The sequence below is a fragment of the Polycladospora coralii genome (assembly GCF_014773435.2).
Lineage (GTDB): Bacteria > Bacillota > Bacilli > Thermoactinomycetales > Thermoactinomycetaceae > Polycladospora > Polycladospora coralii.
In genome coordinates this window covers 69969-85719 of sequence record NZ_JACXAG020000009.1, presented here as the reverse complement: position 1 = coordinate 85719, position 15751 = coordinate 69969, and the positions used below count along the sequence as shown (strand labels likewise).

Below are 15751 nucleotides of genomic sequence, written 5' to 3'. Positions count from 1 at the left end.
GTGTAAGCATAGCAATATGTTCAGCTGACAGGTACGAATCGGTCGAGGGCTTAACCTACAATTTAATTTTTTCTTCTCCACATACACTTGCTTCCATTCTAATTTTCAGGGTGTGAAACACCCACAATTTTATACGTCTGGTGATGATGGCGGAGGGGACCCACTCGTTCCCATCCCGAACACGACCGTTAAGCCCTCCAGCGCCGATGGTACTATAGATTAATCTATGGGAGAGTAGGACGTCGCCAGGCTCATTTGGCCTCACTTCATTTGAAGTGAGGCTTTTTTGGCTTAGCTCAAAGAGGCAGATAATCATGTCAAGCGAAGCAAGGGTAATAAGACAAAATCGGGTAGCGCAAGCTGAGTTTGTCGCATACAGCAAAGTGGCTAGAGCTATTTACGAGCGCAATCAGGAATAAAATGACCATGCTTGTCAAAACGGATCACTCGATTTGTTAGCTTTCCTCTGTGTGTAAATTGCAAGATAGCTCGTCTTCGATTTTTATTTTTAATATTAGGGAATTTAAAAGTAGTGACTTTCAATTTATTCTTTTTAGGCCTAGTAATTATGGTAAACTGCTTACATTTACTAGGGGTACCCCCAATATTGTTTTTACCTTTAATGTTAACATCTACATTTGAGATAAGTAACGGGGCAGATATACATTCGGTGAAAGGACATGTACAATCACCATTGCATGAAGCAAAGGGACAAGGAAAACCTGAACAGTCAGATAGGGGCAAACTTTTCAATCTGATTATCTTCGATTGATGATGGCGTTTTTTTGAGACCATCTTATTCCTCCTTTCCCTTCCCAATGTATGCCATCGGTTGTTACTTCGATTATATGCATGGCATGTAAGTGAAGGATGAACATGAGTTGTAATAAACCGAACGATTTACGATCTTGTGTTATTTCTTGATTAAATTCATACATTCACATATAATCAAAAAGGAAAAGAAATGCAATTTGATAGATGAGGGTTTAAATCTGATATAAAATAGGGGGGCTTTTATGGTCGATCATGTTTTTTATAAGGGCAAATTATATAAAAAATTAGATGTTGGTAAAATGAGAATCCTGTGTGCATTAGGATTTCTTTGTCTGATGGGAATTCCACTCGCAGGGCTGCATTATTTCTACAAGAAAAATATCTTTATGGGGCTATTATATTTTTTTACTTTGGGTTTTTTCCTTGTGGGCACCATTTACGACTTTATCACCATGGAGAACAAAGTGCTGAAACATAATCTGATGGTAGATGAAATCATAAAGAAAAAAGAGGTAGAAGAGGCTAAAAGACAAGGTCAGATGGCTATGTACAAAAATATGAATAATAATGTCCGTACGCATATTGACGGTACAATCGATCTGTAATACGATATCATGTTTATCGTCACGGGATAACTAGTGGTACTACATAAATGGAAAAGCTGAGCTCACTGATACTCAGCAAGCTCAGCTGAAATTTTTGCAGATGTCGTGCAATTTGCTCGGCATCTATCCATCAGATGGACTAGATCAATATAAAAAATCGTGACTTAGCGAATGATACGTGGCACTACTTTCCTTACGTAACCACGGCCATTACAATCTTTGTTACGAGGATATACATTACGCTTACTTTGCACGCATTGAATCAAAACTTTGTATTCCCCGTTTTCTGGTATGGTGAAGTTAAAAGATTCAAGTGGAGTGCCTCTTGGAACGTATACATCTTTAACGGATACTAGTTTATAAAAAGGTTTTTCAGAAATGGGCTTTATTTTCGATAAGTACACACGAAAACTACGTGTACCAGGGTTTTCATAGCTTATTCTGACGATATTTCCTTTGTCGTAATGGACGACTTCACTCGTAGCATCATATTGACCAGGTTCAATCGTTGCTTTGGTAAAAGTGGGTGCTTTATCGATAGAAGCCCAACCACTACAGTCATTGTAGCGAGGGTGTACTTTACTTCCACTTTTTACGCATTCAATTACAACTTTATATACACCGTTTTTCGGGATGGTTAGGTCAAAATATTTTGGATTAATGCTTTTATATATATATTGCGTTTTGACGACCTTCCAATTGTCTGACTCAGGGCCTAATACATTGATACGGAAACTACGCTCTCCTTGATTGTGATAGCGAACTCGAACCTTATTATCTTTGATATATGTGACTTTTCCACTACCCGCAGTGTACTTACCGTTTGTAATTGTAGCTTTTGAAGCAGTTGCAGCTAACGCTTCACTTTGGCTCCAGCCCATATCAGCGCTAGTGAGTAGTAGCGCAGTCATTGCAACGACCATAACAAATTTTGAAAAGATTTTTTTCATTGTTGTTGCCTCCATATATATAATCAAATATAAACATTAAATTAAGAATATTTCATGAATAAGTTACCCACTTGCAATTATAATGGGTGTAAAAGAAGTAATTTCTGTATTGGTACTCTCCTTTCATTAGAATCGGATTGCAATATATAAACTTTCTAAACACATAAATTAAAATAACACATGGATAGGATTTGAAATGTGATTTTGGTCACAGCTTGAAAAGAAAATGCATGGGACACCAAAAAGTGTTTCTCACAGGAAATGGACTTCTTGTGAGAAACACTTTTTGTCGAGAAGTCACCGACTTTTAAAGGGAAATTCGTGAAATCATAAAAGTGAACGAAGGCCAATACCCTTTTGCTCCATGTCCTGCTACGTTTTTCAAGGATTCAAGTAGTTGCTCCATTTCTATGCGCTTATATGGTAAACACGTTTGCCACTACGGTCTACCGTATGAGCTATAACGTTATCGTGTTATCAATAATCAACCTTGAATGGACATTTTGGTTAGCGTTTTGCGCAAGAGCTGTAAATCCACTTTAGAACGCTTCAATTTCAGCGTGAACGGACATAAGTTTATGCTAGGGGATCCGGTAGCCAAGTAAAATGATCCGCTTGATAACGTAACAGGACGGGTTCGTTGGGCGTCCAAGTGATGTGTGGATCAAAGGGTACGGTGGTTTCGATCTGTGCTGCATGAACGCGAACCAGAATGCGGTAACTTCCTTTTTGGACAGAGATTTTAGCAATCGTTCCTTCCATTTCATGCTCGCTTTTTTGATTTGTAGGCTTTAAGAGTTGGAAGCCTGAGGGTGGAGCGATTAGATGTCCCTTTCCTGTTGGGTGCTCCACCCTATCGAATGTAATGAAATCGCTTATAAATTTACCAGCTTGAATGAATCCCTGCCAGATGTTTTTTTGACCTAGAAAGCGAGCGACATCAACCGATAGCGGTGCTTGGTAAAGTTGATGCGCTGTATCGACTTGGAGCAGCTTTCCAGCTTGCATAATACCAATCCGATCGGCCATTTGAAACGCTTCATCATGATCATGAGTGACAAAAATGGTAGTCATATGATGTTCAGCATGTAACCGAAGGGTAAGTTCTTGTAATTCAGAGCGAATGTTAGGATCGACTGAACTAAAAGGCTCATCCATAAGTAACAAGCGCGGTTTCATAATCATCGCACGAGCTAGGGAAACACGTTGTTGTTCGCCACCGCTTAATTGGTGAGGCATCCGGGTTTCATACCCCTCTAATCCCACTAATTCGAGGTAGGAAGTGGCTTGTTGCAACCGCTCTTTTTTCTTTCTTCTCTTCATTTTAAGCCCAAAAGAGATATTCTCTATGACATTGAGATGAGGGAAGAGTAGGGGCTGTTGAAAAGCCATAGCGATATCCCGTTTTTCAGGCTTAATATGCGTAAGCGTTTGATGATCGAGGACAAGCGTGCCTTGCTCTGGAGTAAGTAAACCGGCAATGATCCGGAGTAAGGTGCTTTTGCCAGATCCAGATGATCCGAGCAGTGCTAAAAATTCACCCTTTAAAACATGGAGCTCTGGCACGTGTATATGAAAGTGTGGATAGGTTTTTTGGATATTGGTTAGATGTAACACCTCTAATTCTCCTTTTTTGTCTACATAGGAACCGTGTGGCGATGTTTATAAAAACGCTTTAAGCACCATTCGACTATGAAAAGTATGGAAAGCGTAACAGCTGTGAAAAGGATCGAAAAAGTAGCCCCCATCCTTAGGTCTCCACTTGTGATATAAGGGAAGAGAATAAGTGGTAGCGTTTTGATCGCTCCTCCTCCAATAAGAAGCGTAATCAAATACTGACTAAAAGAGACCAATAAGCTTAGCATGACACCAGCAAGAATACCAGGCATCAGATGTGGAAGGGAAACATACCAAAACCGTTGTAAGCGGCTAGCTCCTAGTAAACGGGCTTGTGCATTCCATTCGCTTGCTAATGTAGTAAAGCTGGTATAGAGAGGTCGCAACAAATAGGGAAAGGTAGGGACGAGATGTGCAATCGTTACACCGAGACGTGTGTCGGTTAGGTTCCATTGAATTAGTGTGATCTGTAGTCCCATCATGGCCACAAAAGGTGGAATGATAAGGGGAGCAAACAGTAGAGCTTCAACGATTTTTTTTCCAGCAAAAGTGTGCTGTGCCAAAGCGTGAGCGGCTGGAAGGGCTAGCAACAGGTTGACCGCTGTAGCGGAAAAAGCAATGACTAGGCTATTGGTAATAGCTTCTTGAACCCCCGCATTTCCAGAGAAGAGATAAGACCAAGCACTTACATTAAGCGTTTGTGGAAAGAGATGGGGCCAGGACCAACCTGTAAAAAAACTAAATAACAACATCATAATAAAAGGAAATAGAATGATGATGAAAAGAAATAGCTGAAGCAATGCCCAGCTTTTATGTGATTTAAACATTACCATCCTACTCCTTTTTGTGTGCGAATTCGTTTGCCCAAAATATAGGTGAAAAAGCCTAATATACCCGTAATGAAGGCGATAGATAAACTTAAAGCGAGAGCAAGCGAGCGTTTTTCCCAATCACCACTTGTAAATAGCTCATACGAAAGAACAGGAAGCGCTTGTGGGTATGAAACACCGAGTAAATACGGAATTTCAAATGCAGAAAAAGTAAAGGCAAACACAATGAAACAAGATGTGAGCCAAGTGGGAAACACAAGTGGAAGGACAATCTCTCTCATATACTGAAAACGATTGGCACCGCTTAAGCGCGCCGCATCCCACCACGTATTTTGAATTCGTTTTAACACAGGATAGAGCATCCATGCGATAAAAGGGGTTTCTTTCCAAATATAAGTAAGTATAATTCCTAAACCCCAGTGGTCGTTCACTAGAATTGGAAACTGACTGGGGTCAGATATGAAGCCCAGTAGATAAGCGATACGTGCCAAAAAACCACTTTGCATACAGAGCAATACGATAAAGTATGCGCCAATAAAATGGGGCAACAGTAAGGGCAGTTGCAATGTTTTAAATAATAGGGGAGTTTGATCCGACGTTCGTAAAAGCACGACCGATAGGATTAATCCCAATATGCCCGAACTTAAAGTAGATAAAAAGGCGATTTTGAACGTGAATTTGAGTGAAGACCATGTATTCGGATCAGACCATAATTGAACATAATAAGCGAAGTGAAGCTTGTCCGTACTCGAATACACGCCTAAACTTTGTGAAATTCCCTCTCCTAAACCCATCACAAATAAAACAAAGATCATGGTGATCGCAGGGAGTAGGAAGAGATAAGGTTTACTGTTTTGCCACATGTTCTTTCCAACCTTGTTCGAGTTGTTCGACTAGCTTTGCTGATGTTTCCGGAACACGATGTTTAGCTAGCACCTCTGAAGGGAGCACGGCTGGACCACGATCGATTTCGCGTAAGCGCTTTTGGTCTTCACTTGACAGCTTTTGAATATCAAGTGCCATTTCTTCCCCCCAATAGTTGGGATCGTATTTGGTCATTTGTGCTGCTGGAGATAATAGCTCATTAATCGTGACGAGTGCACCTGCTTCATTGGATGCATTAAACGGAATGGCTAAATAGTGCGTATTGGACAATGTTCCATTTTTGAGTACAAAAGAACGTGTTGTTTTAGGAAAATGACCTTTTTGAATTTGATTGGCTGCTTTAGCTGGATCATATCCCATGGTTAACCATACTTCACCATTGGCATACAGTTGATCCAACTTCGCAATGCTTTCCGGATAGGTTTTTCCATCGCGCCACAGAAAAGGCTTCATTTCATTTAAACTTTTCCACAAGGGCGAGGTATAACGAGTAAGCGCACTTTCATCTAATTCCGCTGTGAAAGGTTCATAACTCCCCGTTGTTTCATAGAGGGCTTGTCGGATAAACGCACTACCCGTAAAATCAGGTGGAGCCGGATAAGTAAATTTCCCCGGATTTTGGGTCACCCATTCTTTTAACTCGGCCAAAGTTTGAGGTGGCTTTTTCACTTTCGCGCTATCATAAAAAAAGACGAATTGTGATTTACCCCATGGCGCTTCTAATCCCTCAGTAGGTTCACCAAAATCGAATATCATATCTTTAGCGGTTTGATCATAATATTGATTGTAGTGGGGTAATCTAGATACAAATGGAGAACTTAAAAGTTGTTGTTCTTTGGCTAATTTAAAGTTTTCACCATTAATCCAGATCATATCTACAGAGCCGCTCTTTTTGCCGGCTTGCTTTTCAATGCGAAGCTTTTGCAAGATATCTTGTGTATCTTGAATAGGAACACGATTTAAGTCAATATTGTATGTTTTCTTTAAGCGTGGCTTTACCCATTCATCGAGATAGCGATTAACTGCTTCACTTCCTCCCCAGATATGCATATTGACTTGTGTCGTTTCGGCAAGTTCTGTAATCTCTTGCCAGGAATGGTTTGCTTTTAGTTCAGGTTGTACAGGATCCGATAGGGAACAACCTGTTACGAGCAAAAGAAGGGTGATGACAGATAACCACTGAATTTTTCGTCCTTTAAACAATTGGTTTCAGCTCCTTTATCGAATACCGTTTTATAGAAAACGTTGTGGATACGAAAAGTATATTAACAAGAAAAACATACAGAAGTATTTGGAAAACCTTACATAAGTCTTGCAAACCATGTTACATCACGAGGGAAGAGGGAGAATAGGCCTAAATACCATCGTATATTAAACTGAAAATAAAAACAATAATTATTCTGTTGACATTATTTCTAAGGCGTTGTATTATAGTTTTTGTCAGTTACGACAGCAACACAAACTGACACAACAATGGAGAGATGTCCGAGCTGGCCGAAGGAGCACGATTGGAAATCGTGTAGGCGGGCACAACCCGTCTCGAGGGTTCGAATCCCTCTCTCTCCGCCAGATAAAAATCTACATATGTTTTGGCTCGGTAGCTCAGTCGGTAGAGCAGAGGACTGAAAATCCTCGTGTCGGCGGTTCGATTCCGTCCCGAGCCACCATGTACGCTGGTGTAGCTCAATTGGTAGAGCAACTGACTTGTAATCAGTAGGTTGGGGGTTCAAGTCCTCTCACCAGCACCATTCTTCAAATTGGTGCATATCGTAAAAAATAAATATGCTGGTGTAGCTCAATTGGTAGAGCAACTGACTTGTAATCAGTAGGTTGGGGGTTCAAGTCCTCTCACCAGCACCATGTTTAGGGGCATAGTTTAACGGTAGAACAGAGGTCTCCAAAACCTCCAGTGTGGGTTCGATTCCTACTGCCCCTGCCATTTAAATGTGCATCTCGATTTTATGGAGTATTTTTTTTGCTCTTTGAATCCATTTCACATCGATTGGATGGTTTTCAGCCGGGATGGGTGTTGTGAATTGATTGATTAAGCTAGTGAACACACCGATATCAGCGCTGGGATCATTGGTATTTGTTCTAAATTCATGTTTGATGACAAATGGTTTACCTAATTCGATCTGTGTATGGGGTTGGTCAATATCATTTCCATCAATGGAATGAATAGGAATGCGTAAGTAATAACGATAACCATGTATGGCTTCCCAATCAAGTGGTTTATCAAAATAACCGTGTTCATAGGTATAACCGCTACCTAATGTAAATCCTTCAGTATCTAATAACTTTTTGATGCTTTGAAAGGAATTGTGGTATCCTATAATAGATGACTGAATAGAGATCATTATAAAACCTCCTTCTTTAATGGTATTGTTTGTAACTTGTGAGCGTTTCATTCATTGTTCATGGCGGCATAGCCAAGTGGTAAGGCAGAGGTCTGCAAAACCTTTATCCCCGGTTCAAATCCGGGTGTCGCCTCCAAATGATTGTAAGATGCGCTTTTCACTTTGGTGAAAAGCGCATCTTACATGATCAATATAGCTTGACTTAATTATGATAATATGATAGCATACTTAACACTGACATGAATATGTGCCCTTAGCTCAGCTGGATAGAGCGTCTGACTACGGATCAGAAGGTCGAGAGTTCGAATCTTTCAGGGCACGCCATCTTTTACCAACATATGAATACGTGCCCTTAGCTCAGCTGGATAGAGCGTCTGACTACGGATCAGAAGGTCGAGAGTTCGAATCTTTCAGGGCACGCCATCCTTCACCAATATATGAATACGTGCCCTTAGCTCAGCTGGATAGAGCGTCTGACTACGGATCAGAAGGTCGAGAGTTCGAATCTTTCAGGGCACGCCATCTTTTACCAATATATGAATACGTGCCCTTAGCTCAGCTGGATAGAGCGTCTGACTACGGATCAGAAGGTCGAGAGTTCGAATCTTTCAGGGCACGCCAAAAAAGTTACTACTGATTAATTAGTAGTAACTTTTTTTATTTATGAAACGAATGATAGAAATCTATTAATATAAAAAATAATCAATTAAATATAAATTGTACAAAAAGAAGGAATAAAAAGAACTTTGTCGTAATTTATATACTGTATTTTCTTTTATTTGTCTCATTACCTGAAGGAGGAAGAATATGTTAAAACAGTGGAGATTTCATTTGGCATTACTCTTAGCAACTGTACTTACTTTCTCGGGCTTTTCGCTCGTAGGGGCGTCGCCATCGAAAGAGGCCAAACCTACTGATAGTAAGTACTACTTTGTACAAATGGATGAAAAACCAGTAGCATCTTATGATGGTGGGATCAAAGGTTTTCAATCTACCAAAGCAGCAGCCAATGAAAAATTAGATGTAAAAAGTAGTAAAGTTCAAAGCTATCGCCAGCACTTGCGTGCAAAACGTGCAAACCTCAAAAATTGGATGGGACAAAAAGTAAAAGGCGCTAAAATTGAAGCTGAATACGAGTTAGCATTTAACGGAGTTGCTATAAAAGCGACACCTAATGAAGCGAAAGCTTTACAGCGTGCACCAGGTGTCAAGCAGGTTGTTGAAAGTAAACAATATCGTCCACTGATGAATAGAAGTCACAGTATTATTAATGATAAACCGCTTTGGAAAAAAGGTTACAATGGTGAAGGCGTAAAGGTAGCGATTATTGATAGTGGAATCGATCAAAATCACCCCTACCTAACGGATAACTCCTTACCCATACCTGCTGGATTTCCTAAGTCACAAAATGATGAATGGCTTAAATACACCAGTAATAAAGTGATTGTTGCGAAAGTATATAGCGGTGAGCAAGAAGTATCCCCTGAGGCAATTGGTTCACATGGTACACACGTGGCAGGGACTGTTGCTGGCATTAAAAATTACAAAGACCCATCAGGTTTAGCTGAGAGCAAATTAAGTGGGGTTGCTCCAAAGGCATACTTAGGAAACTATAATGTGTTCCCATGTGAAGATTGTAGTGCTGAAAGCATTCATATCGCACAAGCGATTGAAGATGCTGTAAACGATGGTATGGATGTGGCGAACTTAAGTTTAGGAGGACCCGCGTCCACTGGGTTTGATTTATTAGTAGAAGTCGTGAATGCTGCTAGTGATGCTGGAATGACAATGGTCATCTCAGCTGGTAACTCTGGACCGGGCCCACAAACCATCGGTTCGCCAGGTATTGCCGAGAATGCGATTACCGTTGGTGCGGTTTCCAATGCCCATTTCTTTGGCAAGTCTATCGCGATAACTGTAGATGGTGAAGAGCGTATTTTACCTGTAGGATCAGCAGATCCAGGTGCAAAAGTGGATGAAGCCTTTTCAGCAGACCTTGCCATCGTTACAGAAAATGACGGCTTGGGATGTGAAGCGATTAGTCAAGATCTAACAGGTAAGATAGCTGTCTTAAAGAGAGGTACATGTGCATTTACACAGAAAGGAATGAATGCCCAGGCGAAAGGTGCCCTTGGCGTAATCTTGATTAATAATAGCCCAGGAGATCCAAGTTCAATGTCTGTAGAAGAAAGCGTTTCCATTCCGATGGTGATGTTAAAAGATGAGGACGGTGCGTGGATCTTAGGTGGTAATAATCGCTCTGCATCCTTCGAACCAGGTAGTGATCGTGAATTTACGACTCCTAATCACAGTTTAATTGCCAACTTCTCATCACGTGGGCCAACAATTAATGGAACGCTAAAACCAGACGTAGCCGCTGTAGGAGTTAACGTGTATTCAAGTATTGTGGGTGGTGGTCTATCCTCTTACAACGGAACGTCTATGTCAGCACCACATGTAGCGGGTGCGGCAGCGTTATTGTTACAATCTCATCCAGACTGGACACCACAAGATGTAAAATCATCATTAATGGCGACGGCAAAAAATCCTAAGAGTGATCCGAATCCGTTAGAAGTTGGAGCAGGTATTATCAATGTTGGGCGTGCAGATGCACCTTATGCATTGGCAAATCCAGCTAGCCTTAGCTTTGGGACGTTGAAAACGGATGATCGAGGGACATTCAAAACGATAAAAGTAACCTTGAAAAATCCGACGAATAAAAAAATAACTTACAAACTAAGTACAGATAACAAAACCTTGAAGCTAAGTAAGACAAAATTTAAAGTGAAGAAAGGAGAAACCAAAACATTTGAAGTGACTGCGTATGGTCGCTTTAATGAGCCGGGTGGTTATGCGGGTTACATTACGGCTACTCCAGATGGTAAACGAAAAAATAATATGCGTATACCGTATTACTTTGGAGTAGAATAAATGAAACGGGGATGATGATCTGGCTAAAGATCATCATCCCCGTTGCTATTTTTAAAGCATGCGTTGTGTCTGTACAGATTCAAGCTTTATCTTTTACAGAATAGGTTTGATCGATAATGCCACCACCGAGACAAATTTCATCACGGTATAAAACAACGGACTGCCCTGGGGTAACGGCTCGTTGAGCTTCTTTAAATGTAACAATTAAATTCCCATCTGGCTTAGGGTGAACAATCACACCTTGATCTTGTTGGCGATAGCGAAATTTAGCGGTGCAAGTAAACGCTTCTGTTGGAAGGGTATCAACAAGCCAATTCACATTTGTTGCCAGCAACGAATGGGAGTATAAAGTTTCATGATCGTGGCCTTGTGCAACGTATAAAATATTTTGTTCCAAATCCTTCTTTACAACGAACCAAGGTTCGCCAGTACCGCTGCCACCAATTCCTAAACCTTGTCTTTGTCCAAGCGTATAATACATCAGCCCATCATGTAGACCGATTTTTTTTCCTTCCAAAGTACGAATTTCACCGGGTTGAGCCGGTAAATACTGACTTAAAAAAGATTTAAAGTTGCGTTCTCCGATGAAGCAAATGCCTGTACTATCTTTCTTTTTAGCAGTTGCAAGACCCGCTTCTTCGGCTATTTTGCGAACTTCTTTTTTATTTAAGTGCCCAATCGGAAACATGGCATATTGTAATTGTTCTTTGGGGACAGCATATAAGAAGTATGTTTGGTCTTTATTAGGGTCTTCTCCACGAGCTAAAAGGCGTTCTCCATCGACATCTTTCATCTGTGCGTAGTGACCGGTTGCTAAGTAGTTAGCACCAAGTTTCTTAGCTTTTTCTAAAAACTCACCAAACTTAATTTCACGATTACACATCACATCAGGGTTAGGTGTCCTACCTTTTTTATATTCATCAAGAAAATATTGAAAAACTTTTTGTTCATATTCTTTCTCGAAATTTACAGCGTAATAGGGAATGCCAATTTGCTCACAAACCCGCCTCACATCTTCGAAATCTTCAGTAGCTGTACAATGACCGTATTCATCCGTATCATCCCAGTTCTTCATAAATAGTCCAATGACATCATAGCCCTGTTGTTTAAGTAGCCAAGCGGTTACTGATGAGTCTACCCCACCAGACATGCCGACAACTACACGTATATTTTGATTCATCGTATCCATGGCATATCATTCCCATTTTTATTCATGTCGTGCTTGTGACAACAAGCTGACTACATTATAATCGAAATCAAATACTTCTACAAATAAAGGTAGATGTTGAGAAAGGCTTGCCTATGAAATCCATGAATCAATTATTGCGTACCATAACGCCATCACAAATACTGGTTTTGGGCTTCCTATCATTCATTATGATAGGAGCTTTCTTACTTAAATTACCGGTTTCTTCAGCGAATGGAGATTCCATCTCTTTTCTTGACGCACTCTTTACAGCTACCTCTGCTTTAAGTGTGACAGGGTTAAATGTAGTTAATCCAGGTGAAACGTTTTCCCTATTCGGTGAAATTGTGATCCTCTGTTTAATACAGGTTGGTGGATTAGGATTTATGGCGTTTACCACTTTATTTGCGTTTTTAATTGGTAAAAAAATAGGATTTAAAGAACGATTACTTTTACTTGAAGCATTTAATAAGGTAGATTTTCGTGGTATCGTCAAGATGATTCGCTATATTTTAATTTTTACCGCTGTGATAGAGGGTATTGGTTTTGTCTTGCTTTCGATTCGATTTGTACCGCAATTTGGCATAGAAAAAGGGATGTATTTTGCTTTATTTCATAGTATATCTGCATTTAATAATGCGGGTTTTGACCTGTTTGGAACGAGTCTGCTTTCTTATCAGACGGATTTCTATGTTAATCTGGTGATAAGCTCCTTATTTATTATTGGAGGGATTGGATTTGTACTTATTATCGAGTTGTTGGAATATCGGTATGTGAGAAGAGTAAGTTTACACACGAAAATGGTACTGGCGATGACGGGCATTTTAGTTTTCGTGGGGACCCTACTCGTTCTGGCCATTGAATGGAACAACCCGAGCACTTTAGGTGCATTACCGATTGGTGATAAATTGCTTGCCGGGTACTTCCATGCGGTGACACCGCGAACAGCGGGCTTTGATTCACTTGGTGTACATCACCTTTATCCTGCTACGCTTTTCATTACCATTATGTTGATGTTCGTGGGGGCTTCACCTAGTTCTACCGGTGGAGGCATTAAAACGACTACTTTATTCACCTTATTGTTAGCCGTTTGGAGTATGATTAGAGGCCGGAATAATATTGTGATATTTAAGCGACGAATTCCATATGATGCAGTATACAAAGCATTAACTGTGACTGTCCTATCTCTTACTTTGGTTTTGGTGGTCACGATGATATTAACGATTACGGAACATAAACATGCTGATTTATTAATGATCTTATTTGAGGCTGTTTCAGCATTTGGTACAGTTGGTCTAACGATGGGATTGACACCGTTGTTAACTGATTTTGGAAAAGTACTGATTATTTTTGTCATGATCATTGGGCGTTTGGGACCGATTACGCTGGCATATGCGATTGCGAAAAGCAAACGACAGAAGCCTTATCGCTATCCTGAAGAAAAACCATTGATCGGATAATCGTTGTTTTCGCACAGCACTTTGAAAATAAGCTTATTTTTGCTATACTTCAATCAAGTTGATTGATTTGTTCCATTTGTGTTAATCCTGTATAAGGAATAGGAGGTACCAATGAGACATCGAAAAAAATCATATGTTTTCACTATGCTATTGGTTCCATTGGTGTCGATGACGGGGTGTGCAACAGTAATAGAAGAAATTCAAACGAAAACTGGAAGCCAAATTGAAGAAATAGACAAGCTAGTTGCTACACAACCTGCATCCAAACCGGCTAGCGAAGAGCAGGAAACACAAACAAACGAACAAAAAATGACAAAAAGTCCTGCGCCTAATACCGACTTGTCTCTAATTATAGAAGACGAAGGTAAGGGCGAGTATGCTTCTTCTTCCTATAAACCAGCTAAAGTAAATCGTGCTTTACAGCAAATGCCCAAGGGTTTGAGTAAAGACAAAGCATATGCTTATTTACTCGGGTTAGTTGGTGAGAATTATAAAGAGGATGTCAGTCAGTTCGTTACAATAGAGAACCGGGACTATAAAAAAATTATAGAGGCAAATCAAGCTAATTTTTTACCACAACCGGAGCCGAAAGTAAAAAAAGAGCAGGCGAACACAAATGAGACAAATGTTCAGGATGAGAAACGGCAGAAAAACATCATCATTTTATTAGATGCAAGTGGTAGTATGGCAGCCGAAATAGATGGTGTGCCAAAAATGGAACTTGCCAAAAAGGTCATATCGCAGATAACCGAACAATTGGATGCACAAAAATATCAGGTGCAGGTTTATGTGTATGGGCATACTGGATCCAATGCAAGTGAAGGTAAAGAAGAATCGTGTTCCAACGCGGATTTGATCTATCATGATAATCAGCAGAATTTGCAACTAGCAGATCAACTTGCGCAAATTGAAGCGACCGGATGGACCCCACTGGCTCTGACAATAGATCAAGTTCGTGATCATATGCAGAAGCAAACCGCCAGCGAAGAAAATAAGATTATACTAGTTGGTGATGGAACGGAAAATTGTGATCAAGACGCATTGATGTCAGCTAGGATGTTGAGATATTCAGACGTACGTGCAGATATTAGTATGATTGGCTTATCCTTAAATGCCAAAGATGAGAATGAGTTACGAGAGATTGTAGATGTAACCGGAGGGGTCATGCAAAATATTGAAGATCCTAAACGGTTGCACGAAACGGCTTCTAGACAACTGCAATGGATGACTCAAACAGATCGAAGCTGGGAGGAAAGTGCGCTTCGCACGCTTTCGAATGCCTATCAGTATGATCAAGAACGTCTTTTGCGCCATCGAGAGAAACTTTTAAAGAAAGTGACTTTGGAGAATGAAAGATTGTTAAACACCAAGTCGTATGTCATTCAATCACAAAAATTAGATTCTGTGACGGATGATGAAATTCAAAAATGGATAGAAGACCGGAAACAACAAATGGAGCACTATATTGATCGAAAATATCAAGAAGGTAGCGATAAGCTATATCAGAAATGGCAACAAAATATTGAGAAAGTTCGTGGGAATGAGACGCGACCTACGATTGAGAAAAATGTAAGAGAAGGCTATTCAAACGGAGAACAAACGGAGTGAGTACGTTTTGGCATCTTATGAAATCTATTTTGATGATCGTTTAGGTATGAATCGCCCACGATTACTAGTGGACTACGATTCTTTATCGGCGGAACAACAACAAGAATTTGAATTGAAATGTCAAGAAATTTGTTCTTACATTCCAGAGCGAATTAAAGCATTTGAAAGTCGATATATGCGCTACTATGAACAACTTAAAGAAGCAGATGATGAAACATTTTTTCTGTATAACGAAGAAATGAATCAGATTTCGGAGATCATTTGTGATCTAAATTTACTGTATCTCTATATTGAAGGAAACTTCTTAAATAGTACGGCTTTAGCATAAAAAGCGACCATTCATGTCGCTTTTTTTTTATCATAGCGCCTAAGCCAGCCGAACCATTTTCACTTATGCATAGCTTAGCTAAAGTGTGGAAATGTTAATCTTGCATAGTTAAACAATATTAATTTATTGTTAAGAAATTATAAACTATATATTAAGATTTAGAAGGCTGCATGTTCATTCTCATCTATAAATCGTATGATAAATGCTTCATAAGCGGCGT

The 15751-nt window shown here is 40.0% G+C and carries 12 protein-coding genes, 10 tRNA genes and 1 rRNA gene; 16 read left to right on the top strand and 7 right to left on the bottom strand.

The window, feature by feature from the left end; genetic code table 11:
• The first annotated feature begins 136 nt into the window (after positions 1-136).
• Positions 137-251 (top strand): 5S ribosomal RNA (gene rrf / locus IC619_RS14775).
• A 765-nt stretch (positions 252-1016) separates the two neighbouring features.
• Positions 1017-1379, top strand: a complete 363-nt coding sequence (locus IC619_RS14770; protein WP_191140832.1) for a TM2 domain-containing protein — start codon at positions 1017-1019, stop codon at positions 1377-1379.
• Positions 1380-1543: 164 nt separating this feature from the next.
• Here IC619_RS14770 and IC619_RS14765 read toward each other — a convergent pair whose 3' ends face one another.
• From IC619_RS14765 to IC619_RS14745, 5 genes are all read right to left on the bottom strand, one after another.
• Positions 1544-2329 carry a hypothetical protein gene (locus tag IC619_RS14765; protein WP_191140833.1) on the bottom strand — a complete coding sequence of 262 codons (786 nt, stop codon included), beginning with the start codon at positions 2327-2329 and terminating at the stop codon, positions 1544-1546.
• A gap of 576 nt (positions 2330-2905) precedes the next feature.
• Positions 2906-3946 carry an ATP-binding cassette domain-containing protein gene (locus IC619_RS14760; protein WP_191140834.1) on the bottom strand — a complete coding sequence of 347 codons (1041 nt, stop codon included), beginning with the start codon at positions 3944-3946 and terminating at the stop codon, positions 2906-2908.
• Positions 3947-3966: 20 nt separating this feature from the next.
• Positions 3967-4773, bottom strand: coding sequence for an ABC transporter permease (locus tag IC619_RS14755; RefSeq protein ID WP_191140835.1), 807 nt, complete (start codon positions 4771-4773; stop codon positions 3967-3969).
• Positions 4773-5639 (bottom strand): ABC transporter permease, encoded by an 867-nt coding sequence (locus IC619_RS14750; RefSeq protein WP_191140836.1) that lies wholly within the window; start codon positions 5637-5639, stop codon positions 4773-4775. The genes IC619_RS14755 and IC619_RS14750 overlap by 1 nt, the downstream gene beginning before the upstream one ends.
• A complete protein-coding gene (locus tag IC619_RS14745) occupies positions 5623-6864 on the bottom strand; it encodes an ABC transporter substrate-binding protein (protein ID WP_191140837.1) in 1242 nt (413 codons plus the stop codon). The genes IC619_RS14750 and IC619_RS14745 overlap by 17 nt, the downstream gene beginning before the upstream one ends.
• A 272-nt stretch (positions 6865-7136) precedes the next feature.
• Between IC619_RS14745 and IC619_RS14740 the strand changes: the two genes are divergently transcribed.
• The 5 genes from IC619_RS14740 to IC619_RS14720 all read left to right on the top strand — a co-directional run bounded on the left by IC619_RS14740 (position 7137) and on the right by IC619_RS14720 (position 7600).
• Positions 7137-7230: transfer RNA gene (locus IC619_RS14740), tRNA-Ser, on the top strand.
• Between the two features lie 22 nt (positions 7231-7252).
• Positions 7253-7328: transfer RNA gene (locus tag IC619_RS14735), tRNA-Phe, on the top strand.
• A 5-nt stretch (positions 7329-7333) separates the two neighbouring features.
• Positions 7334-7409: transfer RNA gene (locus IC619_RS14730), tRNA-Thr, on the top strand.
• A gap of 36 nt (positions 7410-7445) precedes the next feature.
• Positions 7446-7521 (top strand) — tRNA-Thr (locus IC619_RS14725).
• 5 nt (positions 7522-7526) lie between these two features.
• A tRNA-Trp gene (locus IC619_RS14720) sits at positions 7527-7600 on the top strand.
• Between the two features lies 1 nt (position 7601).
• Here IC619_RS14720 and IC619_RS14715 read toward each other — a convergent pair.
• Positions 7602-8018 (bottom strand): YugN family protein, encoded by a 417-nt coding sequence (locus IC619_RS14715; RefSeq protein WP_191140838.1) that lies wholly within the window; start codon positions 8016-8018, stop codon positions 7602-7604.
• A 62-nt stretch (positions 8019-8080) separates the two neighbouring features.
• On the opposite strand from IC619_RS14715, the gene IC619_RS14710 reads away from it, so the two are divergent.
• From IC619_RS14710 to IC619_RS14685, 6 genes are all read left to right on the top strand, one after another.
• A tRNA-Cys gene (locus IC619_RS14710) sits at positions 8081-8154 on the top strand.
• Between the two features lie 111 nt (positions 8155-8265).
• Positions 8266-8342, top strand: a tRNA-Arg gene (locus IC619_RS14705).
• Positions 8343-8364: 22 nt separating this feature from the next.
• Positions 8365-8441 (top strand) — tRNA-Arg (locus IC619_RS14700).
• A 22-nt stretch (positions 8442-8463) separates the two neighbouring features.
• Positions 8464-8540, top strand: a tRNA-Arg gene (locus IC619_RS14695).
• Positions 8541-8562: 22 nt separating this feature from the next.
• Positions 8563-8639, top strand: a tRNA-Arg gene (locus tag IC619_RS14690).
• Positions 8640-8825: 186 nt separating this feature from the next.
• On the top strand, positions 8826-10949 hold the full coding sequence (locus IC619_RS14685; protein ID WP_191140839.1) for a S8 family serine peptidase: 2124 nt from the start codon (positions 8826-8828) through the stop codon (positions 10947-10949).
• A 79-nt stretch (positions 10950-11028) separates the two neighbouring features.
• Here IC619_RS14685 and mnmA read toward each other — a convergent pair whose 3' ends face one another.
• Positions 11029-12138, bottom strand: coding sequence for a tRNA 2-thiouridine(34) synthase MnmA (mnmA, locus tag IC619_RS14680; RefSeq protein WP_249669886.1), 1110 nt, complete (start codon positions 12136-12138; stop codon positions 11029-11031).
• An 83-nt stretch (positions 12139-12221) separates the two neighbouring features.
• On the opposite strand from mnmA, the gene IC619_RS14675 reads away from it, so the two are divergent.
• The 3 genes from IC619_RS14675 to IC619_RS14665 all read left to right on the top strand — a co-directional run bounded on the left by IC619_RS14675 (position 12222) and on the right by IC619_RS14665 (position 15531).
• Entirely contained in the window at positions 12222-13595 is a 1374-nt protein-coding gene (locus tag IC619_RS14675; RefSeq protein ID WP_347239811.1) for a TrkH family potassium uptake protein, read from the top strand.
• A gap of 111 nt (positions 13596-13706) precedes the next feature.
• A complete protein-coding gene (locus tag IC619_RS14670; RefSeq protein WP_191140841.1) occupies positions 13707-15203 on the top strand; it encodes a vWA domain-containing protein in 1497 nt (498 codons plus the stop codon).
• 7 nt (positions 15204-15210) lie between these two features.
• Positions 15211-15531, top strand: coding sequence for a hypothetical protein (locus IC619_RS14665; RefSeq protein WP_191140842.1), 321 nt, complete (start codon positions 15211-15213; stop codon positions 15529-15531).
• Positions 15532-15751 lie beyond the last annotated feature (220 nt).